Source organism: Thermogemmatispora sp. (genome assembly GCF_042408735.1).
Taxonomy (GTDB): domain Bacteria; phylum Chloroflexota; class Ktedonobacteria; order Ktedonobacterales; family Ktedonobacteraceae; genus Thermogemmatispora.
The window spans coordinates 1-25,864 of record NZ_JBHOQV010000192.1; the positions used below are offsets into that span (position 1 = coordinate 1).

The window sequence follows — 25,864 nt, forward strand, 5'->3', positions numbered from 1 at the left end:
TGACGGTGCTGTTGGGGATAGTGTTGCTGGTGCCGACGGTGCACAATATGTACGAGGTGACGTATGTGCACGCGGCGGATGCGCCGCATGAGATGCTGATCTATGTGCAGACGACGACGGATGTCAACGAGGTGATGGCCAAGATAGACGAGCTGGATCGGCGGCTCTATGGAGGGCGTCACCAGCTCGCCATTGGTCTTACCGATGATGCTACCTGGCCACTGATCTGGTATCTGCGCGACTACCCGAATGTCTGTCTGGAGTATCCTAATGGCTGCCCGGCGACAGCCAGGAATATCCCTGTGATCATTGCTGGCGGCGATAGCATAGCTAATGGTTTCCAGCAGCAGTACGCTGGGCCTAATGGCGACTACCTGTATCATCAATACCAGATGCGCTCGTGGTGGGATCAAGGCTACATGCCGCCTCCCTGTATCCCGAGTGCAAAGCAACAATGCGGACCGCCGGCTCCCTATGTCGGGGTGGGACCGTTGCTGTGGCTGAGTTATGGAGACAATCCGCCGCCGGGAGCGCACTTCAATCCGGTGCTGGCGGCAGAACGGATCTGGGCCTGGTGGTGGCAACGGCAGCCGATAGGGAAAAACGCAGGCTATTATCCTATGGCCCTCCTTATCCGTAAGGGTTTGGGTGTAACGCCCTAGGCTCGGACCTGATCAGGCAGCCAACCTGAATACCTGCTGAGCACATCCTACCTGGCGGAGCAGATGCTCCGCCAGGTAGGGAGAAAGACCTGGAAAGCTGGCTCCCTGCTCTTCCCTGGCTAAGGGAACTGCCAGGCGGCATTTCAGGCGAAGCCGCGCTCTCTCAGAAAGCGCACTAATTCGCGGGCCAGTTCCTCGGCTGACCCCTCGACCAGGCGGGTCTGCCGGCGGGCGGTTCCCCCCGTGATAATGGCGCCAATGCGTTCAAAGGGACTCAGCTGGCTATCGGGGATAGGAATGCGGTGCGGACGCGGACGCGGCGTACGTACCTCAACAATAGTTGTCTCCTCGGCCTCGGAAGCGCAGGCAAACTGTAGCAGCTCCAGGGGGTTGGAGACAGCAATCGTGGCCTGCAGAGCTGCCAGATGAGCTGGCAAAGAGGGATAGCGTGGCTCATTAAGCGTTTCATGTACCGTAAGCAGAAGCGGTGGTTTAGCGAGCAGCCGCTCGCGGTAGCCCCGTTCGAGGCGGCGGCTCAGGCGCAAAAGCAAGCTGCCATCCTCCTCAAGCGGTTCCAGCCCTATCACTCCAGTGATTTGGGGCAGCCCCAGATAGGCTGCCAGCGCTGGCCCCACCGTACCGGAGGCCCAGTCGCTGCTGGCCTCGCCGCAGAAGATCAACTCCGGCAAAGCAGAGTCAGCGCGCAGGCGAGCGGCCAAAGCGGCAGCGATGGTCAGCGGACCCCAATCGGCGGCGCTTGCGTGCCAGAGTCGCTCAACAGAATCGGCTCCCATTGCCAAAGCGACGCGTAGCACCTCCTCGCTCTCCTCTGGCCCCACCGTCAGCGCTAAAATTGAGCCACCCACCTTTTCCTTCAAGCGGAGGGCTGCCTCCAGGGCGCAGGCGTCAGCCGCATTCAAGCTCTGGACAAAGCGCTCCCTATCGACCTCTCCACTGATGGGATCGACATAGACTGAACTACTGTCGGGAGCCTGTTTCAGACAGACAGCGATGCGCATGGCCTCTCCTTTGAGTAGATTTTCCCGCGTGCAAGCCAGGTCTGGACCGGCAGACAGGAAGCTGACTTACGAAGCCCGAAAGCTAACGCCCCAGCCCCCGCGCGGATAGTCCCACTCGATGGCCTTGCGCTCGCAGGCCACGTAGCACATACCGCACTCCAGGCAGTGCTCGTAGGAAAAATGCATTTCGCCCCCTAGAATCTCAAACAGTCCCGCCGGGCAAACATAGACACAGGGAGTCAGGTCGCAGCCACGGCAAGCCTGGCTATTGACGCGAATATGCGGCTGCTTATCGACCCTGAAGCGCACTAGCTCCAGCCGTTCCTCGATGGGCTGAGTCACCATCGGCTCAGATGCTATCTGTTGCATAATAGCCCGTACTCCATGCGCCTCTCAAGCGCAGTAACAGCCAAGCGAGCATTTCATAACAGATCAGAAGAAAAGGGCCCGTCCAGCCTGCCAGCCATCGCGGAGAAGAGTCCAAAGCGAGACCTTGCTGCGCAGCGTTGCCAGAATCGTGGGTCCTAGCTTCTGGCGCGGCTTGCCTTCCGAACGGAAGACATTTTCGGCGGCCTGGCAAAGCAGTTCGGGGTAGAGATTCTGCAGGCGCTCATTATTCACAAAGGCGGGAGTCAGACGAAAGCGCTGCAGGTCTTGCAAGACAAAGGATCGCTCCAGACGCTTCCGGTAGCCGGCGAGGCTCGCGGCAGAGAAATCGTGCTTCTGATGTGCCTCCAGAGCTGTCTCTGCGGCGGCCAGACCGGAGGCCACGGCGAAGTTCATACCTTCCAGAAAGATGCCGGCGGCAAAGACCAGAGCGGCGGCATCGCCGGCCACCAGCAGGCCAGCGCGCACCAGCCGAGGAACAAGCTGCCAGCCTCCCTCAGGAATCATATGGGCAGAGTACTCCAGCGTCTGGCCAGCGCGCACCAGCGGGGCCACCGCCGGGTGCTGCTTAAAGCGGTCGAGCAGCTCATAGGGCCTGACTTTTTGCTCTGCCAGAGAGGCGATTTGAACGATGATGCCCAGAGAGAGCGTCTCACGGTTGGTATACAAAAAAGCTCCCCCTTTGACGCTGCCCGTGGCCTCTCCGACATACTCATTGGCCAGGCCCTCATCGCCTGTCAGGTGGAAGCGCTCCTCGATGGTGCGCTCTCCGAGGCGGAGCACCTCCTTGACGCCCAGGCTCATCTCTTCGGCAGAGAACTCTCGCTGCAGGCCAGCTTTCTTAGCCAGAAAGGAATTAGCTCCATCGGCAGCGATCACCACAGGAGCGTAGAGGGCGCCGTCCTCACGCCGACATTGCACACCGATGACCCGCTCTCCCTCGTACAGCAGGTCATCGACCACCGTCGAAGTGATGAGCAAGGCCCCAGCCTCGACGGCCTTGCTGGCCAGCCAGCGGTCGAACTTGGGCCGCAGAACAGTCACTCCATTATAAGGAGGGGTAGCAAAGTGACGAGTGCGAAAGTCAAGCGAGAAGGCCGATTCCTTCCCCAGAAAAGTCAGCACTCGGCGCGTGATATAGCGCTCGAAAGGGGCCTCATCCCAGAAAGTAGGGAGCAGTTGAGCCAGCAGGCCAGGCGCATAGAAAACTGCTCCAGAGACATTTTTAGAGCCGGGATACTCGCCGCGCTCGATCAGAGCGACACGCAAACCGGCGCGGGCAAGCACCAAAGCCGCGCTGCTGCCTGCCGGCCCGGCACCTACAACAATTACGTCAAAATGTCGCTGCGCATGCATTGCTCCGTCTCAGCTTTCTGCATCGAGCTGTAGCTTCGCCGAGCTACCAGTCGGTACGTGCTAGCCTTGCACCGAAGGATGCTCCTTTGTCTCCTCGCGCTATGCATCGCCTCCTTGCTGGTTGCTTGGTTGACGATATCGAGGGATGGGGAGAGGAGCCGGCCCGGCTCCGGTTGACCAGACGCGGCTGCCCGGAAACTTCGCGCTGCGCTCCAGACCGGCTTCTCTCCCTTCTTCTTCTTCTGTTTCTGTTACTCTGGCAATGGCTCAACTGTGCAGGAGGACGATCTTGCCGGTGACCTCGCCAGCCGCTAGCAGTCGATGGGCCTCGGCCACCTCGCTGATCGGCATGACGCGTGCGATAATCGGGGCAACAGCCTTCTCGGCGATGAGCTGCAGAATGCGCTGCTCATTGGCTGGCGAGGTGCGCAGAGTGCCCCCGCCGATGACCTTCACCCGCTTGAGGCGCCAGGACTGCGTATCAACGGTGGACTGCTGGCCGCCCAGGTTGCCAATCAGGACCACGCGCCCGTCGTTAACGCAGGCGTCGATGCTGTCCTGCAGGGTACTACCGACCAGCTCGATGACCAGATTGACACCGTGAGCATTGCGCACGACCTGGCCAACCTTCTCCTCCCGATAGTTGACGATCATGTCGGCTCCGAGACGGCGCAGCGTCTCGGATTTCTCCAGGTTGCTGGCTGTCGTGGTTACCCAGGCACCAATGTGCCTGGCAAACTGAATGGCCCAGGTTCCAACGCCACTTGCGCCCGCCCACACAAGTACGCGCTCGCCCGCCTTGAGGTTCCCCAGATCGAAGAGGGCCGCCCAGGCCGTCGAGGCTGCCAGGCCAGCTGCTGCCGCTTGCTCGAAAGAGACCTCAGCCGGAATGCGTACCAGGTGAGAGGCCGGTACGGCGATCCGACTGGCGTAGCCACCGCCACCACGTGCCTCAGGGGCCCGCGTGGTGAGCACGCGCTCGCCCGCCTTGAAACCGTTGCTATCCTCAACGACCACTCCCGCCGCCTCCAGACCTGGCGTATATGGCAAATTCGCCACCGGCCTGCTGCCAGCCCGCTGGAAAATATCCAGTCGATTGACTGTCGTTGCTTTGACCTCAACGAGCACCTCGTCGGCTGCCGGCACGGGGTCTGGGACCTCGCGCAGTTCCAATACTTCCGGTCCGCCGTAACGAGCAAATTGCACAGCTTTCATGGCAATCTCTCTTGCTCCTCGCTTCTCGTGAATCGTCAGGATGTGTTGCTCCTGGCTTGATGTATTGTATACATTATATCTGACCGCCAGCAAAGGCGGTGGAGCACCTCAGCGCGCGGCCATTTGGCCTGCCGAAGAGGGAGTGAGCTGCCGCCTTTGCCGCTCAGGTGCCTACCGTTTCTTCCTGCAGCAGCTCAGCAGCTCGGCGAAGGACCTCTCTGGCGTCGCCCAGGAGCCCGAGATCTGCCAGGGCAAAGATCGGGGCATTGCGATCGGGGTTGATGGCCACAATCGTCTGAGCCTCCCGAATACCGCTGGTGTGTTGGGCAGCGCCTGAAATGCCGCAGGCGATATATAGTCTTGGACTGACGCTTTTGCCGGTAGCTCCGATCTGGCGCTCGGGCTCAACCCAACCACGGTCGGTAGCCACGCGGCTGGCTCCCACGGCGGCTCCCAGCAGGCGGGCGAAGGTGGCAAGCTCAGCAAAGCCCTCGCGACCGAGGCCGCGACCGCCGGCGACGATTTTCTCGGCGGCCTCGAGCTCCACCTCCTCTGCGGCGGGCGCTTCGACCGCAAGAGATCGCAGCCGCTGGCTGAAGGTCTCCGTGCCCAGGGGTGGCCGATAGGTGATCACCTCCGGCGGGCGCCCCCGTGGTGGATGGGTGGCAGGCGGTATTCCCCGAGTACCTGGGACAAAGGTCACCAGGGCCGGCAGCCTGGGCAGCCGCATGCGCGTCTGGACATAAGCCCGCCCGCCGTAAAGTGCTCGCAGGCTCAGCAGCGCCTCTTGCTCCAGCCGAAAGCTCAGACAGCGTGCCACCAGAGGCAGCCCGAGCTGCGCCGCCAGGCGCGGGACCCAGTCCTGGCCGTTAGCGGTTGCGCTGGTCACGATCAGGGCTGGTTCCCGCTCTCGGATCAACCAGCTCAGAGCGGCCACGTAGCCCTCTGTGGTGTACTGGGCCAGGCCACGATGTTCCAGCACGTAGAGGCGTTCTGGCCTGATTGTCCTGAAATTTTCCTCCAGGCTCTTCTCTGTCAGATCAGGAAGAGGGGCGCGCAGTTGGACGGCGCAGAGCTGCAATCTGCCTGCCGGGTAGTGTTCTACAACCTCTTGCGCCTCGGCAAGCACCTCCTGATTATACTCGGGGGGGAGGCCCTCATATTCCTGGAGCACAACCCAGAGTTCGGCCACGCTCTCACCTCGCATGGGCACCGCCTTTGCTTTGTCGGCAGCCTTCTTGACTAGACTTACTCCGCATTTCCTCAAAGGTTGCTTGCTGGCCACGGGGGCGGGCGCTAGAGACGGCCCTTCGCCCTGAGCACCTGGGTAACAAGCACGAACATAGCGTGCGACCAGCCAAGCGGGACAATCCAGCAAGGTCGACCGTCTTGGCGACTGACTTGCTCAGGAAGCAGATCGAGAGCAGTGCGATGCTCGATCGCCCAACGATAGAGCTGCTCTGCGTCGGCAAGGTCCCCCGCCAGAGCCTTGTACCAGGCCAGCCAGAGAGTACAGAGCACCCAGGGATTTCCCCCGCGATAGGTGTCTCCCTGGTAGCGCACTATCCCACCCACGGGACTGCGCAGCCGCTCGGCGATCGCTTTGGCCGTGGCCTGCATGCGTGGATCGCTGGGAGCCAGGACGCCACAGGGCACCACCAGGCCCAGCAGTGAGATGTCAAGTGTTGGGTCGTAGCGACGCGCCCGCCAGCGTCGTCCTCTGATCTCAATTATCACCTCATCGCCGCTCAGCGACGCCGCCGTCTCCCCTTCTAGGGGAGCCACCTTGAGGCGCCCTCCGCGCAGGAAGTGCCCTGCTGATGCACTCCAGAGGTGCTGCTCGATAGCCGCTTTTAAGCGGGCCGCGCGCTCCTGCCAATGCTGGGCCTCGGCCTCCTCGCCCAGTAGCCTGGCAAGATGGGCCAAAGCGGCGAACCCGGCCCAGGTCGTAGCACAGGCATAGGTGCTGATGCCATCGAACTCTTCCCACAGATCCTTGGTGATCGGGGCCAGACCCGTCTCGGGATCAAGCTCGCGCTCCATGTAGCTTCCAGCTCGCCTTAAGGCGGGCCAGGCTGCGCGAGCGTACTGGAGGTCTCCTGTCAGGTCCACATGCTGGCCAAGCGCCCACAGGAAGATCCCGATCTCGTCAAACTGGATCAGGCCCCAGGTCGGCGCCAGGTTCCCCTGCGTGTCATAGCGCTGGTACCAACAGCCAGCAGCTTCCTGTGTGCCCAAGGCCCAGTCGAAGAAGGCGCGAGCGCGCTCATGCTCGCCGGCCACATCGAGAGCATGAGCGTTATAGGCCCCATCGCGCAGCCAGCACATCCCATAGCCCCCACTTGACCGGAAGGCTGGATCTATCTCGGGGGCCGCAATAATGGCCCCCGTCTCCCGATCGCTCAGTAGATGAAGCACAATCAGCGAGCGCTCATACAGCCGACTGACCTCCTCTGCCGTCCCCTCAAGAGCGAATCTCGCGCAGCGCTGGCGCCAGTAAGCGAGCGTCTCCACAAGCAACTGAGCCGTATTGTGTCGCTGCTCAGTCAAGAGCGCGCGTACGGTCTCCAGCCGGCGACCGCAGGCGAGCAAGAGGGAGCCGCTGCGACTGCCTCCCGGGGCCAGCTCGCCGACCATATGGCGCAGGGCTGCTGAGACCTGACCCACGGCAAACTCCTGGCGGCTGTAGCGATCTTCGGCCGCCATCTGGAAGGCCACATCGATCAGACCAGGACGGCTTTGCTGACAGGCGAAGGTGTCCACCGGCCAATCGCTGGCCAGGGCCAGGTAGCGATCGGCGTGGAAGAAGGTCAGCTGCTCCGTCTCCGGATCATACCAGGCACAATTGCCCGCCGGACGCAGCTCAATGTCGATGGCTGCGTAGGTCACTAGGCTGCAGCGCAGACTAGCCTGACTGCGATTGGTCAGGCGCAGCTCAATCATCAGAAGATCGTGCTCGGGATGGACCGCGAGACGACGCTCGACTACCAGGCCGAGATGGGGCTGTTCCGAGCGTGCGCTCACCACGGCGCTGGCCGCTAAATAGCTCAGCTCGTGCGACCAGCCTTCTTCGGAGAGCCAGCTCACCTGCCTCGTACCATCCTCGCGCTCAATCTGGACCCCCTGCAGCAGCGAACGGATATGAGGGCCGCCGTCAACATGGGGATAGAAGCACTGGACGGGAGTAGCGGTCTCATCCAAACAAACGAGCAGCCTGCCGTTGCCAAGCAGCGCGCTATAGAGCCAGGCCAGGTCTAAGGCCCGTTCAGGGGGAAGAGGAGGGACCCTGGCCCGCTGGGTGGGCGGTTCCACCAGATAGTTCGCGTTGACGCTGGCGCTCAGCTGAGCGGCGAGATCGTACGAGGGGCCGCCGGCAGTTTGAGCCTGTTCCCCCGGCGCTCCGGACGAAAAGGAAGAACACTCAACAGACATACCTACTCCACAAACAACATTTGGCGACAGGCGAGCCGCCGGCTGACAGTTATCCCCTGTCGACAGGTCAGAACTAGCCGGATCTGCTTCCCTGCCGCCGGGGCTCAACTCGGCGGGTTTCCTGTATTGTAGCATTCAAGATGAAATCGGCAAGCCTCCTGACCGGGGCCAGATATCGGAGCGGGAGCCTGCATGCTCAAGCCGCATCGACCGCACTCAGGCCCTCGAGAGCCAAAGCCCGCCCCACGCGCTCACCATCAAGAATAGCATGCTCCACGCGCCTCGGCGCCAGGCAGTCGCCCACGCGGTAGAGATGGGCAACCTGGCCTTTCAAGCGCTGATAGAGACTATCATCGGCTACCTGGGGGGCGACCACCACCACCAGGGCCAGGTCCTCGATGGTGCGGGCCTGACCAGTATAGTTATTGACAATTGTGGCCGCGCCCGGAGCGAGAGAGGCCAGATAGTGATGGGGAGTGAAGATCGCGTCGTGGGCGAGCATGCGCCGATACCACAGCTCGATATCCAGAGTCACACTGAGGTCGCCCCCGACATAGAACTGGGGCGTCACGACCTCAACCTGACAGCCGCGCTCAGCTAACAGCTCCGCCACGCTGGTCGCCTGGTGGAAGCCAACCTGATCGTAGACCAGCACGCGCTGACCGGCGGCCGCCGTCTTCTCGCCCAGGAGAACCTGCCAGGGGTTAGCCACGTGGGGCAGATCGCCGCCAGGAACTGATACCGGCCCGGGACGGGAACCGGTGGCTACAATCACGGCGTCCGCCCCTTCTCCGAGCACAAAGTCGGCGTCGACCTCGGTACCAGTGATCACTTCCACGCCTGCCTCGGCCAGCTCGCGCTGGAGATTGCGCGCGGCATCGCCAAACTCCACCCGGCTCGGCACCCGCACAATCAAATTGATCTGCCCTCCGGTCTCTGGCTGGCGCTCATAGAGGCGTACCAGTCCTCCCCTTTGCGCAATCACCTTGGCCGCCTGCATTCCCGCTGGCCCGCCGCCTACAACGAGCACCCGCGGGCGACGGGCGACGCTCCGCATCGGGGGACGCGCTGCCAGGGGAGGAAAGCGCAGTTCGTTCCCCGTCGCGGGCGTTTGGATACAGCCCAGGCTGAGGTTCAGGCCCATGCGCCCGATGCAATACTGATTGCACGAGATGCAAAGGCGAATGCTCTCGCTATGTCCCTCACGCGCTTTACGGGCAAAGGCTGGATCACAGATCTGTCCCCGCACCACGTCGACCATGTCGGCCAGCCCTTCTCGCAGAATGCGCTCCGCCTGGACGGGGTCCTTGATCCGCCCGGTACAGAAGACAGGCAACTGCACAACTTCGCGCAGGCCCGCCGAGACAAAAAGCTGGTAGCCCGGCGGCGTGTGCATCGACCCCTCAACCATATAGAGATTATGAAACTCACCGATACTGGTATTAATGAAGTCAAGCTGGCCGGTAGCCTCCAGACGCAGAGCGATCTCGCGCACATCGGCGAAGGTCAGGCCGCCGGGAATCAGCTCGTCGCCGCAGAGGCGAATTCCCAGAGGAAAATCGCGACCGACCTCCGCACGGACAGCCTCGATGACCTCCAGCACGAAGCGTAGGCGATTCTCCAGTGAGCCGCCGTAAGCGTCTTGACGTCGATTGTAGTAGGGTGAGAGGAATTGGCGGATCAGCGAGCTATGCGAGGCTTGCAACTCGGCCCCATCGAAGCCTCCTTCGCGCACGTGGCGAGCCACCAGGGCGTAGCCCCGTACAATCTCGGCGATCTCCTCCGCCTCGATCTCCTTACACATCTCGCGGTGGATTGGATCGACCAGGGGCGAAGGGCCGAGCACTGGGCGACGCGAGTATATGCTGCTCGCCTGCATGCCGTTATGGTTCAGTTGGGCAAAGATGCGTGTCCCGTAGGCGTGGACGGCCTGGGTCAACCGGCGATAGGCGGGAACCACCCGGGGATCGAACCCGTGGATGAGCTTCTGATAGGCCCAATCGCTGGGATGAACCGACTGCTCCTCTGTAATGATCAGGCCGCAGCCGCCGCGCGCCCGCTCGACGTAATAGGCTGTCAGGCGTGGGCCGGGCTGATTCTCCTCGGCCAGGTTCGTCAGATGGGCGGCGAAGACGATCCGATTGGGCACCACGACTGTGCCAATGCGCAGTGGTGTGAATAAATACTGAAACTGACCTGCCATTGGCGAACCCTCCTGCGCTGCTCAAGCGCATACTGACATGCCTCACACACACTGAGAAGGCGCTCAGGCCCACAAGCCGGCCTGGCGTCCCTCGGCGATCGCCTGCTCAATGCGCCGGGGCGCGACGCAGTCGCCGGCCCGGCGCAAGCGAGCGAGGCGCCCTTTCAAGGCCAGGTAGAGATCCTGGTCGGGTTGCTCGTAGACGCCCAGGACCACCATATCGGCGGGCAGGGCGCGCTCAGCCAGAGCAAAGCGGTCGCGCACGATCACCTGCCCAGGCTCGATGCGCACGACGCTGGTGTGAGGCGTCATGACCAGCCCATGGGGGAGCACCCGCCCGAGCCAGGCCGGCAGATCGTGGGTCGCCACCAGATCGCGCCCAACGTACCAGTCTTCGGTCACAATCTCAACCTGCCATCCCTCGTTGACCAGCAGCTCCACCGTTGAGAGCAGGCCATGTGAGGCCGTCTCATCGACCACAACGGCGCGTCGGCCGGCCCCATTTGCTCGTTCACCGCGCAAGATGCGGCGCACATCCAGCACATGGGGGAGATCGTGGCCGGGGATCGGGAGCAAGCCCTGGCCCGCCCTGGCTCCCGTCGCTACCAGCACTGCCCCCGGATGCTGTTCCAGAAGCCAGGTGGCGCTCACGGCTCTTCCAGTCTGCAGCTCGACGCCGAGGCGTTGGCATTCCCCTACCAGGTAATCGATGATACGCCGCAAGTCAGCCCGACCGGGGGCCCGGGCAGCCAGGGCGACCGCGCCCCCTGGTTCTGACTCGCGCTCGAAAAGTATCACCCGTCGACCACGCAGAGCGGCAGTACGCGCTGCTTCCAGTCCTGCCGGACCGGCTCCCACGACCACAAAGGCTTCGCTCAGAGCGGACGGTCGATCTGCGGAAGATCGGCTTGGGAAACTGGTGGTAGTTGTAGTTGATCCGGCAAGGGAGGATGGGGCGGCGGGCCAGGGGTGCAGCACATCGGGATTGACATTGCAGCTGAGCGCTGCATTGAGCAGCCCGCGTACCTGGCAGCCCTGATTGCAAGCCAGACATGGACGCACACGCTCTGACTGGCCTGCCTCAGCCAGACGCGGGAGGTTGGGATCGGCAATCAATGGCCGGATCATCTCTACCCCATCAGCCCGACCTGATGCCACAATGGCCTCCGCCTGCTCGGCATCCATAATGCGCCCGGCGGCGAAGACAGGAATCGACACCGCCTCCTTAACGGCAGCCGCCAGCTCGACTGCGTAGCCGGGAGCAACGTGCATCGAGGCATGGAAGGGAAAGAGGTGGGTGCTGAGAATACTGCCCATCGTCACCGTCAGATAGTGCACGCGGCCCGTCTCAGCCAAGCGGCGGGCGATCTCTACTCCCTGCTCCGGGGTAAGCCCGGCCCAGGGTGCCAGCTCATCCACGCAGAGACGCACCCCTAAAATATAGCTCCCCCTGAGTACAGAGGCCACTGCCTCGATAGTTTCCTGGAGAAAGCGCAGGCGGTTCTCTAGCGATCCTCCATAAGCATCGTTGCGCTGGTTGGTCAGCGGAGACAGAAACTGGCGTAACAGCGATCGATCGGCGACCTGCAGCTCCACCCCATCGCATTCACCGCGCACGGCGTGCTGAGCAACCAGGGCGAAGCCAGCGATCACGGCGCGAATATCTTCCAGCTCCATCGCCTTGGGAACCTCGCGCGTTGCCACATCGGGCACAGGAGAGGGAGCCCACAGCTCGCGCTGATGATGGTCGCTGGCTCCTTGTTGGCCGTTGTGGTTCAACTGGACCAGGGTCAGTGCTCCGGCGGCCCGTATCCGAGCGCTGACCCTGGCCAGAGCCGCCGGCGTTGCGGGCAAATAGCCGAACAGCGCAGCCTCGTAGGAAAAATCGGAGGGATGGACGCTATGCTCTTCCAGCACGATGCTGCCAACGCCTCCCTCGGCTCGACTTGCATAATAGTCGCCGTGCTGCTCGCTCAGCAGATGGTGGCGGGCCAGGTTGGTCGTGTGGCTCCCAAAAATCAAGCGATTGCGCGCCTCACGCGGCCCAAGGCTGAGGGGTTGAAACAATTTCTTCTCCATGCTCATCATGGCGTAGGGCGGATTCTCCTCCGGCGGCAGTGCCAGCGCCGCCCGTTTTCATCGACCCGCAGAGCGGCCGATGGAAGTCGCAGGTCGCACGCTCAGGCCCAGCGCACCAGACCCATATCGTGTTTACCCGCCAGCAGAGGATGATTGGGCAACACACGGACCCCATAGACCAGGCTGCCGCTCTCCTCTGGCTGGAAGCGAGCTTCATAGCGGTACGAGCCATCCTCTTCGCGCTGGCGGTACTGCATAGCAATAGCTCGCTGGTTGCTCACCTGCTCCCCGTCGCCGCTCTCGCCATAGACCAGCTCGACCAGCAGGTCATCCGGCGTAATATCCTGCGCGCGCACCCAGGCGCGCACCTCGATGCTTTCTCCCAGGCTGAGCTGACCCTCGCGCCGTCCCTCGACGTAGAGGGCCAGGCTATCCCAGCGCTGCTGAATGCGTTCTTTCCATTGAGCCAGCGCGCGGGCCAGCTCATAAGCATTCTGCTCGACGCGCTGGCCCTGCTGAATCTGGGGCACATAAAAGCGCGTCGTGTATTCCTTTACCATCCGGCGAGTACTAAAGTGGGGAGCGCAAGAACGGATGGCTTCTTTCATATAGCTAATCCAACGGTGAGGAAGGCCGCTATTGGCCAGATCGCGCTCATAGTAGGTAGGGATAATTTCCCCTTCGAGCAAGGCGTAAAGCGAAAGACTGTCGGCCTCATCCTGAATATCGGGGTTATGATATTCGCGCTCCTCACCGATAGCCCAGCCGTTGCGCCCGTTGTAGGCTTCTGCCCACCAGCCGTCGAGGACGCTGCAGTTGGGCTGTCCATTCAGGGCTGCCTTCTGACCGCTGGTGCCGCTGGCCTCGTGGGGACGGACCGGATTATTCAGCCAGAGATCGGTCCCTGCTACCAGGTAGCGCGCCATATCGATATCGTAGTTTTCCAGGAAGATCACTTTGCCGCGGAACTCGTCGCTGCGCGAGATCCGATAGACCTGCTCGATCAGCGCCTTGCCTGGCTCATCGGCGGGATGGGCCTTGCCGGCAAAGATAATCTGTACGGGGCGCTCAGGATTATTCATGATGCGCCTCAGGCGCTCCAGATTGCGAAAGATAAGTGTGGCCCGCTTATAGGTAGCGAAGCGGCGGGCGAAGCCAATCAGCAGAGCATCGGGATCAAGCATCCGCTCGAACTCAGCCATCTGGAGCGGCCCTTCGCCCAGGCGCAAGTGCTGCTGTTGCAGGCGGCGGCGCACGTAATCGATCAACAAGCGCTTGCGCTGCAGATGCACCTGCCACAGCTCCTCGTCGGGGATCTCCAGCACACGATTCCAGAGATCCGGCTCATCGACGTGCTCCGCCCAGTCCGGACCCAGATAGCGCTGGAAGAGGGCATCCATCTCCGGTGCCACCCACGAGAGGGTATGGATACCGTTCGTGATCGAATCGATAGGCACCTCATCGGGATCAACCCCTGGCCAGAGGAACTGCCACATCCGGCGCGAGACCGCTCCGTGCAGCTTGCTCACCCCATTGTGCTGCCCGGTCAAGCGCAGGGCCAGTACCGTCATCCCATAGGTTGGTCCCCAGCCGTGATCTTCGCGGGCCACTTCCAGAAACTGCTCGCGCGACAGGCCGAGCTGGCCCCAGTAGGTATTGAAATACTTATCGATCAAATCATAGCTAAAAGTATCGTTGCCTGCAGGCACCGGAGTGTGGGTCGTAAAGAGGGAACTGGCGGCCACAACCTCGCGGGCCTCGCGGAAGGTCAGTCCGCAGGCTACCAGCTCGCGGCAGCGCTCCAAATTGAGAAAAGCGGCGTGGCCCTCATTGATATGCCAGACAGCGGGAGAGATGCCCAAAGCCCGCAGAGCGCGCACTCCGCCGATGCCCAGCACGATCTCCTGTGAAATGCGCATCTCGCGATCGCCGCCATAGAGGCGGGCGGCCAGCTCACGATCGGCGGGAGCGTTCGGCTCAACATCGGTATCCAGCAAATAGAGAGGAATGCGCCCCACCTGGACCCGCCAGACCTTGGCGTGGATACGTCGCCCTGGCAGATCCACGCTAATCAGAACCTCATTGCCGTCGGGGCCACAGGCGGGGGTGGCTGGCACCTGGGAGAAGATCAGCTTATCGTAGAAGGCCTCCTGAACGCCCTCACGGGTGATACTCTGACGGAAGTAGCCCTGGGGATAAAGGAAGCCGACTCCCACCAGTGGCAGGCCCAGATCGCTGGCCTCCTTGCAGTGGTCTCCAGCCAGGATGCCCAGGCCGCCGGAATAGATCGGCAGGGCCTCATGCAGCCCGAACTCAGCTGAGAAATAGGCGATCACGCACCGGGCCAGCTCGGGATAGGTGCGGGCGAACCAGGTACTGCCCGGCTCGGGGTGCATATAGCGGTCGAATTCCTCCAGCACACGGTCATAAGACTGCAGATACTGCGGATTATGAGCGGCCTTCTCCAGATACTGTGGTCGCACCTCGCTCAGAAAGTGGACAGGATTATGACCAACCGCCTCCCACAGGTCGGGGTCTAGCCTGCTATAGAGGGAGCAGGCTTCGGGGTGCCAGCTCCACCACAGATTGTAAGCAAGCTCGTAGAGGCGACTAATCCGGGCGGGCATGATGGGGAAAACGGTCATGCGTCCGAATACTTTCACGGAAATCAAGCTCCCTTTCTTCGCTTACTCGACTGGCTTCCGAGCAGTCTTAGCGCGCGTAGCCTGCAAGAGATCAGGGGCCAAAGGTAGACAAACGGACAGGCAAAGAAGATCTCTCGCAGCCAGCGAGACTGGTTTCAGGGTACCACAGCCGGCAAGAGGAGGTACCAGCTTGCTGGGTGGGCCTGCGCTGCTCAAGCAGGCGTAGACTTGTCCAGCAGCCGCTCCAGGGCTGGAGGAGCCGTCGACAGGCTCAGCCTTTCTTCCCGCTTACTCCTCTGCTCATTCTCATTATGGCATATCGCTGGAGGAAAATGCCTCCTCTCTCTCTGGACGAGAGGCTTGTCTTGGCCACATCTCTTCGACTATACTTGGCAATGCTGGATGGGCCGGACCGTATGCTTGAGCAGGACAGCGACGGCGCTGGCGGACGGGTGAACAGACGGAGAGCCTGCGCATCAGCCGGCCAGCCGGTTTGCCAGCCAGCAAGCGCAACCTGGTTGAGCGGCCCGCAGGCACCTTGCAGGTCGGCCAGGTCAGGCCAGGCCAGGCGCAGGCAGAGGAAGGAGAGAGGTCTCGGCATGAAGCGACGGCAGCGCATCCGATCGCGCACCTGGAAAATCAGCGGTTTTGTTGGAGCCCTCCTGCTAGTTATCGGCCTGGGCTGGTTCATTGCCCTGCTCAGACATCCCCAGGGAGGGCTGAGACTCCTTGTTCCCCACCTGGCCGAAACCAGCCAGGCCTCGGCCGTCCAACTGCCGGCCCTCTACACCGCCGGCGTGATCCTGGGCACTCCCTCACAGCCGGCCAGCCTTAGCCAGGAGCAGGCTCTCCTCCTGGCGAGCCAGTGGCAGCCGGAGGAGGCCAGCAAAGCCAGGAAAGTCGTAGCCCGCTATGTTCTGCTTACCTACATCCCTCGCCAGACGAACCAGGCCCAGATTGAAAATGTCCCGGCCTGGATGATCATCTACGAGCAGATACCGCTGCAGCCTGCCGAGGCCTCGGTCGATCCCACGCCCTTCCCCCGCTCCAGTTACGACTTTTACCTCTTTCTCGACGCCAAGAACGGAAAGGTGCTCCTGACTCTATGGACCTAGCGTAGGGCCGGGCCGGGCCGGCGTCCTGGCCGGTCCTTCCTCTCTGGCGGGTCGGCCCTGGACTAGGTATCCTGAATCTTGATCCAGCCGTGGCGCAGGGCATGAACGACAGCGGCGGTGCGGTCGTTGACCGCCAGCTTTTTGAGAATCGAGGTAATGTGGTTTTTCACCGTCTGATCGCTGATCTTCAGAGACTTGGCGATCTCCTTATTGCTATTGCCGCGGGCGATGTAGTCGAGAATCTCGATTTCCCGGCTAGAGAGAGGAGAGTAGTTCTCCTTGCCATTGCTCTCGTCAGCCCCGTCGTGTGAAGCCACGGGCAGTTCGCGCAAAGACTGGAGGACACGGCTGGCGATCTGAGGGCGGGCGAGCACCTCATCGTTGATCAAATATTCACCGCGATTGACGCGGCGGACGGCCTCGATCAGCTCCTCGGCGGAAATATTGCGGGTATAGTAAGCGGCGGCTCCCACCTTGATCGCCTGAAAGAGAAGCTCCTCATCCTCGGAAGGGGTGAGGATGACAATGGCCATATGGGGAGCCAACTGGCGAAGTTGACGGGCCAGCTCTAAAGTGTCCGTGCTCTTGAGACCAGCGTCGAGCAGGATCACCTCGGCCCCCGGGTCGCGAGCCAGGGCCAGGATCTCGGCGGGATTGGTTGACTCGCCGACAATGGTGCAGTGACCAAGGCGCTCGAGTGTATAGTGAATTCCTTCACGGAACAGCGGCTGCTCATCAACGATGATGACACGGATAGTCTCCATAGGAACCTCGCAGCGAGACAGTCGATCAATCGGTCGAGCGGGTGGCCCGGCTCGTCGTCTGGGCCAGCCTGCCGAAATAGCCGCCTCCAGGCCCCGGGGAAAGGGAGGCTGATCCTCCGTTCCCGGGGAAGGAGAAGACAACCGGTTTCACGGTATTATACACAGAGAACCGTCGATGAACAACAAGTAGGACAGGAATAAGTTAATCTACATAGGTGGTGAAAGAGGCACTGGGAGAAAGAGTTGCTGAAAAAGGATCGGGCCATCCTGCTGGCTGGAAGAGAAGCGGCTTCTCCTTGCCACGGGAGGAGGGCGAGGCGAGCGAGCGCGTGCGTGCGTGCGTGCGCGCCCTTGGCAAGCTCAACTAAATTCGTTCGAGGCGACGGAGTGTCGCGTTGATAGCGACGCGCAGGCATTCGATCACGCCGTAGCCTGTGACTGCGACGGCCTCGAAGCTAGGAACGCGGTAGGGGTTCAGGTACTGCTCCAGCACTGAGACCGGTAAGATATCCTGCAAGTCGCGCTTGTTCCACTGCATGACCAGCGGGAACTCGCTGATGTTCTTATTCATGCGGCGGAGCTGCTCCTGCAGCTCATTCCAGCTCTCGATATTCTCCTGCAGCTTGCTGGCCTGAGAGTCGGCCACGAAGATCACGCAATCGGCGCCTTTCAGGACGGAGATCCGCGTCTGCTGGTAGAGCACCTGACCGGGCACGGTGTAGAGCTGAAAACGGATCGAGAAGCCATTGACCTTGCCCAGTTCTAACGGCAGCAGATCAAAGTAGAGGGTACGTTCCGTCTCAGTATCGATCGAGACCATCTCACCCACATCGCGGGGATCGACTGCCTGATAGATATAGTGCAGGTTGGTTGTCTTGCCGGACAGACCAATACCGTAGTAGACGAGCTTACAAATGATCTCGCGTTTGGCCATATTAATCAGGGACATAGGTGGTCATTCTCCTCATCCGCTCGCTCGTGTGCCTCGTCGTGGTCGCGCATCGTCTCCTCTTCTCTGCGAGAGGAGGGCACCGTGTGTCTCTCGCTGAATCTCAGCAACAGTCCTCTCGTGCGAAGCAGTACAAAAGGTATTTCCTGGATTTATCGAAGGAAGCTTGCGTTTCGACGCAAGGCGTCCCACGATGTTGTGCCTTCAGTATACCAGAGTCATCTGTATCTGGCAAGGACTCCGGTTCCTCTTTCCCGGCGCGAGGCCGTCTGGGCCTTAAGTGAGCCGGCATAAGCTGAGCTGTGATCGGGCCTGTCACGGCTAGCCAGTTGACGAATCCAGGGGAAAGGGCTAGACTAACGGGTGACAGTGACGCCGAAGAAGCTTTCAGGAAGGTTGGGAAAGATGGCTGTACCTGCTCATAGCGAAGTTATTACCGAATTCGAGGTTGTTATCGGTCTCGAAGTTCATGCCCAGCTCACCACGCGGAGCAAGATGTTCTGCTCCTGTAGCACCGACTACGCCAATGCGGCCCCCAACACACATGTCTGCCCCGTCTGTATGGGGATGCCGGGTGTCCTGCCGGTGATCAATCGAGAGGCCGTTGCCTATACCATTATGACGGCCCTGGCCCTCAACTGCAGTATCCCCGAATACTCCAAGTTTGACCGTAAGAACTATCCCTACCCGGATCTGATGAAGGGGTACCAGATTTCCCAGTATGATCTGCCCCTCAGCCGTAACGGCTATCTCCTGATTGAGTACAACGGGCAGGTGCGGCGCATCGGTATCACGCGCGTTCATCTGGAAGAGGATACAGCCAAGCTCCTCCATCGTGATGGCTATAGTCTGGTTGATGTCAACCGGGCCGGCACGCCCCTGATCGAGATCGTCAGCGAGCCGGACATGCGCAGCCCCGAGGAGGCGCGCCTCTATATGCAGAAGCTACGTGAGATCCTGGTCTATCTGGGGGTCTCCTCGGGTCGGATGGAGGAGGGAAGCCTGCGCTGCGATGCCAACATCTCGGTTCGTCCCCGTGGCCAGCAGGCGCTGGGGGTCAAGACCGAGATCAAGAATATGAATAGCTTCAAGGCCCTGCAGCAAGCCCTCGAGTATGAGGCCCGGCGCCAGATCGAGGTCTTGCGGGCCGGCGGAACGATCCGGCAGGAGACGCGCGGCTGGGACGAGAGTCGGGGCGTGACGGTGCCGCAGCGCACCAAGGAGTATGCCCATGACTATCGCTACTTCCCTGAACCGGACCTGCCACCGCTGGTGATCAGTCGTGAGTGGGTTGAGGAGTTGCGCGCCCGTCTGCCTGAGCTGCCCGATGCCCGTCGGCTGCGCTACCAGCGCGACTACGGCCTCTCGGCTCAGGATGCCGATATCCTCACCGAAGAGAAGGCCCTGGGCGACTATCTCGACCAGGTGATGGCTCTCTCCTCCCAGGTGGCGGATCGCCAGGCCAGGGCGCGCGCGGCCAGTAACTGGCTCCTGAGCGAGGTCGTTCGCCTCCTCCATGCCCATGGTATAGCTCCTGCCGCCTGTCCCCTCAAGCCGGCAGCCCTCGTCAATCTGCTGGATCTGCTCGATCGCCAGCGCATTACCGGCAAGCAGGCCAAGGAGGTCCTCGATGAGGCCTTTGCCAGCGGCGAGCTGCCCGAGACCATCGTGGAGCGCAAGGGCATCCAGCCGCCGATTACTGATCCGCAAGCCCTCGAGCGCATCGTCGTTGAAGTGATTGAGGCCAACCCCAAGATCGTGGCCGACTATCGCTCGGGCAAGACCAACGCCGCCCAGTACCTGGTCGGTCAGATCATGAAGCGCACTCGCGGCCAGGCCAAAGCCGATCTTGTCCAGAAGCTCTTGCGCGCCAGGCTTGATGAGCAGCCCACAGCCTGAGCAAGCCTGGCTGCCTCCGGGCAGGCAAGTTAGCTGCCGATGCTGGTCGGGCTGATCAGGCCCGAACCAGCCAGCCTGCCAACTCGCCTGCCCCCGGCTGCACCATACGGAACGAAAAAGGAGCAAGAACGTGGACCTGCACAACGACGTGAAGTCCTCTCGCGACATCCGTATTAACCCCTATGAGATGGCTGTTCAGCAGTTTGAGGAGGCCGCCGATCGGCTCAATCTCTCGGAGGACATGCGAGAGATTCTCCGCAAGCCCAAGCGCGAGCTGACAGTCAACTTTCCTGTACGCCTGGATGATGGCCGGATCAAGACCTTTACTGGCTATCGCGTCCAGCACAACGTGAATCGCGGGCCTGCCAAAGGTGGCATTCGCTATAGCCCTGATGTAACCCTGGACGAGGTCAAGGCCCTGGCCATGTGGATGACCTGGAAGTGTGCCGTGGTTGGTATTCCCTACGGCGGAGCCAAGGGAGGGGTAATCTGCGATCCCAAGGCCATGAGTCCGGGTGAGCTGGAGCGCCTCACCCGGCGCTACGCAACCGAGATCTCCATCATTATTGGTCCCCACAGCGACATTCCGGCCCCCGACGTCAACACCAATCCCCAGATCATGGCCTGGATTATGGACACCTATTCGATGCACGAGGGCTTCTCTATTCCCGCCGTTGTCACCGGCAAGCCCATCTCGATCGGCGGCAGCGAAGGGCGCAACGATGCTACGGCGATGGGGGTCCTCTTTGTCACGCGCCAGGCGGCGCGTCGCATCGGCATCCCGTTACGTGGCGCTCGAGTCAGCATCCAGGGATTCGGCAATGCCGGCTCCATTGCAGCCCGCCTTTTCCATCACGAAGGCTGCAAGATCGTGGCCGTCAGCGATACCCGCGGCGGGATCTATAACGAGGCCGGGCTAGATCCTGCGGCAGTGCTCCGTCACAAGCAAGAGAGAGGTAGCGTTGTCGGCTTCCCAGCGGCCCAGCAGATCGGTCCCCAGGAAGTCCTGGAGGTGCCTTGCGACATCCTGATCCCGGCGGCCACCGAGGGCGTGATCAACGAGACCAACGCCGGGCGTATCCAGGCCCGCATCGTTGCTGAGGCGGCCAATGGACCGACCACCCCCCAGGCGGACAAGATTCTCGGGCGCAAAGGGGTGATCGTTATCCCCGACATTCTGGCCAATGCCGGCGGCGTCACGGTCAGCTACTTCGAGTGGGTGCAGGACCTGCAAAGCTTCTTTTGGGGAGTTGAGGAAATTACCCAGAAGCTGGAGATCATCATGAACCGTGCTTTTGCCGCGGTCGTTGAAAAGGCCGAGCAATATCATTGTGATCTGCGCCTGGCGGCCAACATGCTGGCCATCTCGCGCGTGGCCGAGGCCACCCAGATCCGTGGCATCTATCCCTGAGAGCCGGCAGGCCAGGTGGCCAAAACGCTGACTGCCGAGGGAGGTTGGTCGCCAGCGCCAGGCCAGACAAGAGAAGAGAAAAGGGCCAGGGGCTGGGTTGCTGTCCCGCTTGCTCCTGGCCCTTCTCCCTGCCCTGGCCGCGCTGGTCCGTCCCGGCGCGCCAGCAGGCAAGAACAAGGGGCGCTCAAAGGCAACTTTGCTCCCTGGCTAGCGCTTCCGGTCCTCCCAGGGTGGTCAGGGCAGGACCTCAACGGTATTGCCTCTTCTAGTAGCCGCGGCGAGTGTCCCGTCGCGGGCGCTTGGTCGTTTTCGGCTGGCGACTGGGCTTCGCGTGCTTCTTCTTCCCCTTTCCGCCGGGCCAGAGGTCCTCGTCTTCCTCATCCTCCTCTTCCTCCTCATCCTCAAAAAGCTCCTCCTCATCCTCCTCGTAGCCCAGCTCGGGTTCTTCCTCGTCTTCTTCCGCCTCCTCCTCATCGGCCTCGGATTCCAGAGCCTCCTCTAGCAGCTCCTCCTCTGGCTCGGCGGTCTCCTCCTCTTCGACAGGAACGAACTCCTCATCTGGGACACTGGTAGCCGCTTGAGCCGCGGGCCCAGGTGTAGTCACCTCGGGCTCTGGCTCTCGGGCCTGAGCCGTGACCGTTTCCGTTTGGGGAGCGCGAGACTCCTCACGGTCGCGGCTTTCGCTGCTGGCCGCATGGCTGCCGCGGGCCGATTTCCGGGCTGCCCCCGACTCCTGGGAGTCGCGTTCGCCCCGCTCACCCGTCTCGCTCTCCTCGGTGGTCTTGGAGCTGCCGATCACCCGGCGTCCGGCGGCGACATCAAGCCAGAACTGAGAATAGTAGTGCGGACGTTCGGTGTCCTTTTCGCTCTCTTTCCTCGTCATTGGACCTGCGGCGCAGCGACCCCCGCCAGGAATCTGGGGAAAAGCGCCGCCTCCTTTCCCTCAAACAGTATCAGAAGATGACGACAAAAGCGCCGTAATGTCCGTTCAGACGGCAAGCCGCCTGGGCGCTACTGCCGGTGCCTCTCTCCCCGGACCGGGCGTGCTGATCGCCTCCTCACTTTTCCAACCCTGCCGACGCGCGGTTCCGCGGGGCAACTTCAGCCCTGATGCTTGTCTCTCTCTCACGATGACCTGGCTGCTTTGGCCTGGCTCAGCTCAGTTCGATTGCCTGGCTCACAAGCTGAAGGGGGACATTCCCGCGGCATGGACAGGGTTGACGGGAGACGAAAAGCTGAAGGGATGCAGGAGAGCCGCCTCCACCCCAGTGTGATCAGTATACCGGCAGGAAAGGGCAACGTCAAGCGATCCATCGGGTCACGCCTGCCATCATTTCAGCGCGTAAACGGACCTCCCCTTGCGGGGGAGCGTCGATCTCTCGGGAACGCTCCAACCCACCTGGATGTCCCATATGGTTTTCCGAAAGGCCATGATAAGAAGAAAGTGGAACCCTGTCAAGAGTCTTCCGGCTCCACTCGACAGCAGCAGGGGGCCAGGCCCCTGGCTTCTGGCCTGTGCAAGAAAGAAAGAAAGAAAAGCTTTCCACTTTCCGCGGCGAAGGGACCTGCATGCCATTGGCTCGTCTGGCAGGTGCCAGCGAGGCGCCCGTTTCAGCCCAGCGAAGCGCTCCCTCCTCCGGCCTTCAGGAGCCAAGGTGACTCTGGCCCATGCCAAAGGACCTGATACCCTTCCCTCATCCTGCGAGGAGGAAAGGCTCCGGTCCTCCTCTCACGCGAGAGCAGAGCCACCCTGGTCGTGATCTGGCGCGGCTCTGGGATGCAAAGGACTGCCGGGACGTTTGTCAACCGCTCCGCCTTCCCCTCCTTTCACGCGAATAGCGATCTTGTCAAGGCTTCAGGTACCTGCATTTGTCACATTGCGACCTTTCTTTGGCTACCTCTTGCGTCCTATAATACGGGATAAGCTTTCCTGTGGGAGGACTGCCTTGGCAAGGATACTGGATCGCATCGATAGCCCAGCTCAGCTTCGCGCGCTCAGTATCGCTGAGATGCGCACGCTGGCCGAGGAGATTCGTCAAGAGATCATCGAGACTGTCTCGGCACGAGGTGGCCATCTGGCCCCTAACCTGGGTGTCGTCGAGCTGACGATTGCTTTGCACACCGTCTTCAATACCCCTCACGACCTGCTGGTCTGGGATATTGGCCATCAGGCTTACGTCCATAAACTGCTGACTGGGCGCCGCGAGCGCTTCCGTACCATTCGCCAGTTTGGAGGACTCTCCGGCTATCTCCGCCGCGAAGAGAGTCCCTATGATGTCTTTGGCGCCAGCCACGCCAGCACCTCTATCTCCGCCGCCCTGGGCCTGGCCGTCGCGCGCGATCTCCAGGGCCAGGACTTCAAGGTCGTTGCCGTCATCGGCGATGGGGCCTTGACCGGCGGCATGGCTCTGGAAGCCCTCAACAACGCCGGCAGCTTGAAAAAGAACCTGATCATTATCCTCAACGATAACGAGAAGTCTATCTCCGATAACGTGGGTGCCATCGCCACCGTGCTCGCCAAAGCGCGGCGTATGCAGACCTTGCCTGGCTACCAGCGCTTGCGCGAGATGACCAAAGGCTCTATCGAGCGCCTGCCCGTGGTCGGCGATGTGGCCTTGGAGGCTGCCGCGCGCGCCGAGACCAGCTTCAAGCAATTTGTCCTGCACAGCAAAAGCGGCACCATCTTTGAGGAGCTGGGCTTCAAATTCTTTGGACCCTTCGACGGACACGACCTTCCCCTGCTCATCGATATTCTGGAAAATATCAAGCGTATTGAAGGGCCGATCATAGTTCAGGTCGTTACCAAGAAAGGTAAAGGCTGGACCTTTGCCGAAGAAGATGCCACCAAGTGGCATGGACCAGGCGCCTTCGACTACCGTACCGGCGTCATTAAAAAGAATCCCAACGATCCCCCCACCTACACCGAAGTCTTCGCCAACACCCTGGTCGAGCTGGCCGAGCGCGACCAGAGCATCGTCGGCATAACGGCGGCCATGGCCGAGGGCACCGGCTTAAAGAAGTTGCATCAGCGCTTCCCTGAGCGCTACTTTGACGTTGGCATTGCCGAGCAGCACGCTGTGACCTTTGCGGGTGGATTGGCTGTTGGGGGACTACGTCCAGTCGTCGCCATCTATTCCACCTTCATGCAGCGGGCCTTTGATCAGGTGATTCACGACATCTGCATGCAGAACCTGCACGTCGTCTTCGCCATGGATCGCGCCGGCGTCGTCGGCGAGGACGGCCCCACCCAGCATGGCCTCTTTGACATCGCCTTTATGCGCATGATCCCCAACATGCGGGTCATGGCTCCGCGCGATGAGAACGAACTGCGGCACATGCTCTATACTGCCCTGTATATGGACGGGCCAGTCTGCCTGCGTTACCCACGCGGCAAGGCGCGCGGCGTCTCCCTCGATAAGGAGCTGCGCCCCCTCGAGATCGGTAAAGCTGAGCTGCTCACGCCTGCCACTCTCGAAGAGGCCGAACGCTGTCAGTGTGCCTTACTGGCCTACGGCACCACTGTTGAGCTGGCCGAACAGGTGGCCTCGGAGCTGCGAGAAGAGGGACTCAGCGTGGCCGTCGTCAATGCGCGCTGGGCCAAGCCACTGGACGAAACCCTGATTCTGGCCCTGGCTCGCGCCACACGGCATCTGGTCACGATCGAGGACCACATGGTAGCGGGCGGCTTCGGCAGCGCGGTCCTTGAGCTGCTGGCCCGCGAGGACTGCCACGATGTCCGCGTCAGGCTCGTTGGCTTCCCCGATCGCCTGGTCGAACACGGAGCGCCCTCCATCCTGAAAGAGCTATATGGCCTCTCCAGCGCTCATATTAAGGATGTCGTCCGCGAGTTGCTCGGGGTCGCTGCATCGACCGCCCAGGGCAGCCCTGCATCGACTTCATGATCGGCGACGCGCCGCCTGGACAGCTGAGGGCAGCGCTGCCCTGCCTGATCCTGCCCTCAGCCGCAGCGGCCTGGCGGAGGCGTTCATGCCTCAGTTGCGCGAGCTGAGCAGGTAAATGGCCTCGGTGCGGCTACGCGCATGCAGCTTCTCAAAAATATTCTGAATGTGCTTATGTACCGTTGATTCAGCTATATTGAGTTCTTGAGCAATTTCACGGTTCTTCCGTCCTTTGCGGATCAGATCGAGAACCTCGATCTCGCGTTCCGTCAGAGGGCGCGAGAGGTTCTGCAGGTTCAACGCCGAACCGTGGAGCCGCTGTTGGACTTTATAATAGAAAGCGCGGCTGGCTGCTCCCTGAGAGAAGTCGGCGGGAGGAACCTCGCGGATCTTGCCGCTGAGCGTCAGCGTGCGCAGGTGAGCTAGCACACGCGTAGCCAGGGGACCGGGAATCGAGATCTCGTTGCGAGCAGCGGAGCGGATAGCGGCCACCAGGGTCTCCGGCTCGATATCCTTGGTCAGGTAACCAATAGCCCCGCGTTGGATAGCCAGCAGAGCCAGTTGCTCCTGCTGCGAAGCCGTCAGAATCACCACGCGCGACTCTGGAGAGCAGGCCAGCACGCGCTCAGTTGCCTCGAAGCCGTCACATTCCGGCATGTCCAGGTCCATCAATACAACATCCGGGTGAGTTTGGGCCGCCTGGGCCTCGGCCTCGAGGCCGTTGCTGGCCTCGGCGACCACCTCCAGGTCGCCGGCCCGCTCCACAATCTCGCGCACAACGCGTCGAATCAGGGTGTGATCATCCGCCAGTAGAACTCTAATCATGGTG

General features: G+C 61.5%; 17 protein-coding genes and 1 pseudogene. 5 read left to right on the top strand and 13 right to left on the bottom strand.

Going from position 1 to position 25,864, the window contains the following annotated elements:
- A pseudogene (locus ACFMO7_RS20665) lies at positions 1 to 662 on the top strand (hypothetical protein); the annotation flags it as partial.
- Between the two features lie 143 nt (positions 663 to 805).
- Here ACFMO7_RS20665 and ACFMO7_RS20670 read toward each other — a convergent pair.
- From ACFMO7_RS20670 to glgP, 9 genes are all read right to left on the bottom strand, one after another.
- Positions 806 to 1,681, bottom strand: coding sequence for an electron transfer flavoprotein subunit beta/FixA family protein (locus ACFMO7_RS20670; protein WP_376797379.1), 876 nt, complete (start codon positions 1,679 to 1,681; stop codon positions 806 to 808).
- 66 nt (positions 1,682 to 1,747) lie between these two features.
- The gene (locus ACFMO7_RS20675) at positions 1,748 to 2,050 is read right to left on the bottom strand and encodes a ferredoxin family protein (protein WP_376797380.1); all 303 of its coding nucleotides are present in this window, start codon (positions 2,048 to 2,050) and stop codon (positions 1,748 to 1,750) included.
- Positions 2,051 to 2,113: 63 nt separating this feature from the next.
- Positions 2,114 to 3,424 carry an FAD-dependent oxidoreductase gene (locus ACFMO7_RS20680; protein ID WP_376797381.1) on the bottom strand — a complete coding sequence of 437 codons (1,311 nt, stop codon included), beginning with the start codon at positions 3,422 to 3,424 and terminating at the stop codon, positions 2,114 to 2,116.
- Positions 3,425 to 3,691: 267 nt separating this feature from the next.
- On the bottom strand, positions 3,692 to 4,639 hold the full coding sequence (locus ACFMO7_RS20685) for a zinc-binding alcohol dehydrogenase family protein (protein WP_376797382.1): 948 nt from the start codon (positions 4,637 to 4,639) through the stop codon (positions 3,692 to 3,694).
- Between the two features lie 163 nt (positions 4,640 to 4,802).
- Positions 4,803 to 5,846 carry an electron transfer flavoprotein subunit alpha/FixB family protein gene (locus ACFMO7_RS20690; RefSeq protein WP_376797383.1) on the bottom strand — a complete coding sequence of 348 codons (1,044 nt, stop codon included), beginning with the start codon at positions 5,844 to 5,846 and terminating at the stop codon, positions 4,803 to 4,805.
- An 89-nt stretch (positions 5,847 to 5,935) separates the two neighbouring features.
- A complete protein-coding gene (locus ACFMO7_RS20695) occupies positions 5,936 to 8,071 on the bottom strand; it encodes a glycoside hydrolase family 15 protein (protein ID WP_376797384.1) in 2,136 nt (711 codons plus the stop codon).
- Positions 8,072 to 8,267: 196 nt separating this feature from the next.
- Positions 8,268 to 10,274 (bottom strand): mycofactocin system FadH/OYE family oxidoreductase 2, encoded by a 2,007-nt coding sequence (locus tag ACFMO7_RS20700; RefSeq protein ID WP_376797385.1) that lies wholly within the window; start codon positions 10,272 to 10,274, stop codon positions 8,268 to 8,270.
- Between the two features lie 63 nt (positions 10,275 to 10,337).
- A complete protein-coding gene (locus ACFMO7_RS20705) occupies positions 10,338 to 12,353 on the bottom strand; it encodes an FAD-dependent oxidoreductase (RefSeq protein WP_376797386.1) in 2,016 nt (671 codons plus the stop codon).
- A 101-nt stretch (positions 12,354 to 12,454) separates the two neighbouring features.
- Positions 12,455 to 15,016, bottom strand: coding sequence for an alpha-glucan family phosphorylase (glgP, locus tag ACFMO7_RS20710; protein WP_376797387.1), 2,562 nt, complete (start codon positions 15,014 to 15,016; stop codon positions 12,455 to 12,457).
- A 581-nt stretch (positions 15,017 to 15,597) separates the two neighbouring features.
- Between glgP and ACFMO7_RS20715 the strand changes: the two genes are divergently transcribed.
- On the top strand, positions 15,598 to 16,113 hold the full coding sequence (locus tag ACFMO7_RS20715) for a hypothetical protein (RefSeq protein WP_376797388.1): 516 nt from the start codon (positions 15,598 to 15,600) through the stop codon (positions 16,111 to 16,113).
- 62 nt (positions 16,114 to 16,175) lie between these two features.
- Here the strand turns inward: ACFMO7_RS20715 and ACFMO7_RS20720 are convergent, their stop codons facing one another.
- Complete coding sequence (locus ACFMO7_RS20720; RefSeq protein WP_376797389.1) at positions 16,176 to 16,877, bottom strand: LuxR C-terminal-related transcriptional regulator; 702 nt, start codon at positions 16,875 to 16,877, stop codon at positions 16,176 to 16,178.
- Between the two features lie 364 nt (positions 16,878 to 17,241).
- Positions 17,242 to 17,826 carry an ATP/GTP-binding protein gene (locus tag ACFMO7_RS20725; protein ID WP_376797390.1) on the bottom strand — a complete coding sequence of 195 codons (585 nt, stop codon included), beginning with the start codon at positions 17,824 to 17,826 and terminating at the stop codon, positions 17,242 to 17,244.
- A gap of 405 nt (positions 17,827 to 18,231) precedes the next feature.
- On the opposite strand from ACFMO7_RS20725, the gene gatB reads away from it, so the two are divergent.
- The gene (gene gatB / locus ACFMO7_RS20730) at positions 18,232 to 19,725 is read left to right on the top strand and encodes an Asp-tRNA(Asn)/Glu-tRNA(Gln) amidotransferase subunit GatB (RefSeq protein WP_376797391.1); all 1,494 of its coding nucleotides are present in this window, start codon (positions 18,232 to 18,234) and stop codon (positions 19,723 to 19,725) included.
- Between the two features lie 187 nt (positions 19,726 to 19,912).
- On the top strand, positions 19,913 to 21,136 hold the full coding sequence (locus ACFMO7_RS20735) for a Glu/Leu/Phe/Val dehydrogenase (protein ID WP_376797404.1): 1,224 nt from the start codon (positions 19,913 to 19,915) through the stop codon (positions 21,134 to 21,136).
- A gap of 265 nt (positions 21,137 to 21,401) precedes the next feature.
- On the opposite strand, the gene ACFMO7_RS20740 is transcribed toward ACFMO7_RS20735, so the two are convergent.
- Complete coding sequence (locus tag ACFMO7_RS20740; protein ID WP_376797392.1) at positions 21,402 to 22,019, bottom strand: hypothetical protein; 618 nt, start codon at positions 22,017 to 22,019, stop codon at positions 21,402 to 21,404.
- Positions 22,020 to 23,082: 1,063 nt separating this feature from the next.
- Here ACFMO7_RS20740 and dxs point away from each other — a divergent pair.
- On the top strand, positions 23,083 to 25,038 hold the full coding sequence (gene dxs / locus ACFMO7_RS20745) for a 1-deoxy-D-xylulose-5-phosphate synthase (protein WP_376797393.1): 1,956 nt from the start codon (positions 23,083 to 23,085) through the stop codon (positions 25,036 to 25,038).
- Between the two features lie 90 nt (positions 25,039 to 25,128).
- Here the strand turns inward: dxs and ACFMO7_RS20750 are convergent, their stop codons facing one another.
- On the bottom strand, positions 25,129 to 25,860 hold the full coding sequence (locus tag ACFMO7_RS20750; protein ID WP_376797394.1) for a response regulator: 732 nt from the start codon (positions 25,858 to 25,860) through the stop codon (positions 25,129 to 25,131).
- Positions 25,861 to 25,864 lie beyond the last annotated feature (4 nt).

Excerpts from the sequence above, each read along its gene's own strand:
- ACFMO7_RS20670 (WP_376797379.1), bottom strand. The coding sequence starts at position 1,681 with ATGCGCATCGCTGTCTGTCTGAAACAGGCTCCCGACAGTAGTTCAGTC.
- ACFMO7_RS20675 (WP_376797380.1), bottom strand. The coding sequence starts at position 2,050 with ATGCAACAGATAGCATCTGAGCCGATGGTGACTCAGCCCATCGAGGAA.
- ACFMO7_RS20680 (WP_376797381.1), bottom strand. The coding sequence starts at position 3,424 with ATGCATGCGCAGCGACATTTTGACGTAATTGTTGTAGGTGCCGGGCCG.
- ACFMO7_RS20685 (WP_376797382.1), bottom strand. The coding sequence starts at position 4,639 with ATGAAAGCTGTGCAATTTGCTCGTTACGGCGGACCGGAAGTATTGGAA.
- ACFMO7_RS20690 (WP_376797383.1), bottom strand. The coding sequence starts at position 5,846 with ATGCGAGGTGAGAGCGTGGCCGAACTCTGGGTTGTGCTCCAGGAATAT.
- ACFMO7_RS20695 (WP_376797384.1), bottom strand. The coding sequence starts at position 8,071 with ATGTCTGTTGAGTGTTCTTCCTTTTCGTCCGGAGCGCCGGGGGAACAG.
- ACFMO7_RS20700 (WP_376797385.1), bottom strand. The coding sequence starts at position 10,274 with ATGGCAGGTCAGTTTCAGTATTTATTCACACCACTGCGCATTGGCACA.
- ACFMO7_RS20705 (WP_376797386.1), bottom strand. The coding sequence starts at position 12,353 with ATGGAGAAGAAATTGTTTCAACCCCTCAGCCTTGGGCCGCGTGAGGCG.
- ACFMO7_RS20715 (WP_376797388.1), top strand. The coding sequence starts at position 15,598 with ATGAAGCGACGGCAGCGCATCCGATCGCGCACCTGGAAAATCAGCGGT.
- ACFMO7_RS20720 (WP_376797389.1), bottom strand. The coding sequence starts at position 16,877 with ATGGAGACTATCCGTGTCATCATCGTTGATGAGCAGCCGCTGTTCCGT.
- ACFMO7_RS20725 (WP_376797390.1), bottom strand. The coding sequence starts at position 17,826 with ATGTCCCTGATTAATATGGCCAAACGCGAGATCATTTGTAAGCTCGTC.
- gatB (WP_376797391.1), top strand. The coding sequence starts at position 18,232 with ATGGCTGTACCTGCTCATAGCGAAGTTATTACCGAATTCGAGGTTGTT.
- ACFMO7_RS20735 (WP_376797404.1), top strand. The coding sequence starts at position 19,913 with ATGGCTGTTCAGCAGTTTGAGGAGGCCGCCGATCGGCTCAATCTCTCG.
- ACFMO7_RS20740 (WP_376797392.1), bottom strand. The coding sequence starts at position 22,019 with ATGACGAGGAAAGAGAGCGAAAAGGACACCGAACGTCCGCACTACTAT.
- ACFMO7_RS20750 (WP_376797394.1), bottom strand. The coding sequence starts at position 25,860 with ATGATTAGAGTTCTACTGGCGGATGATCACACCCTGATTCGACGCGTT.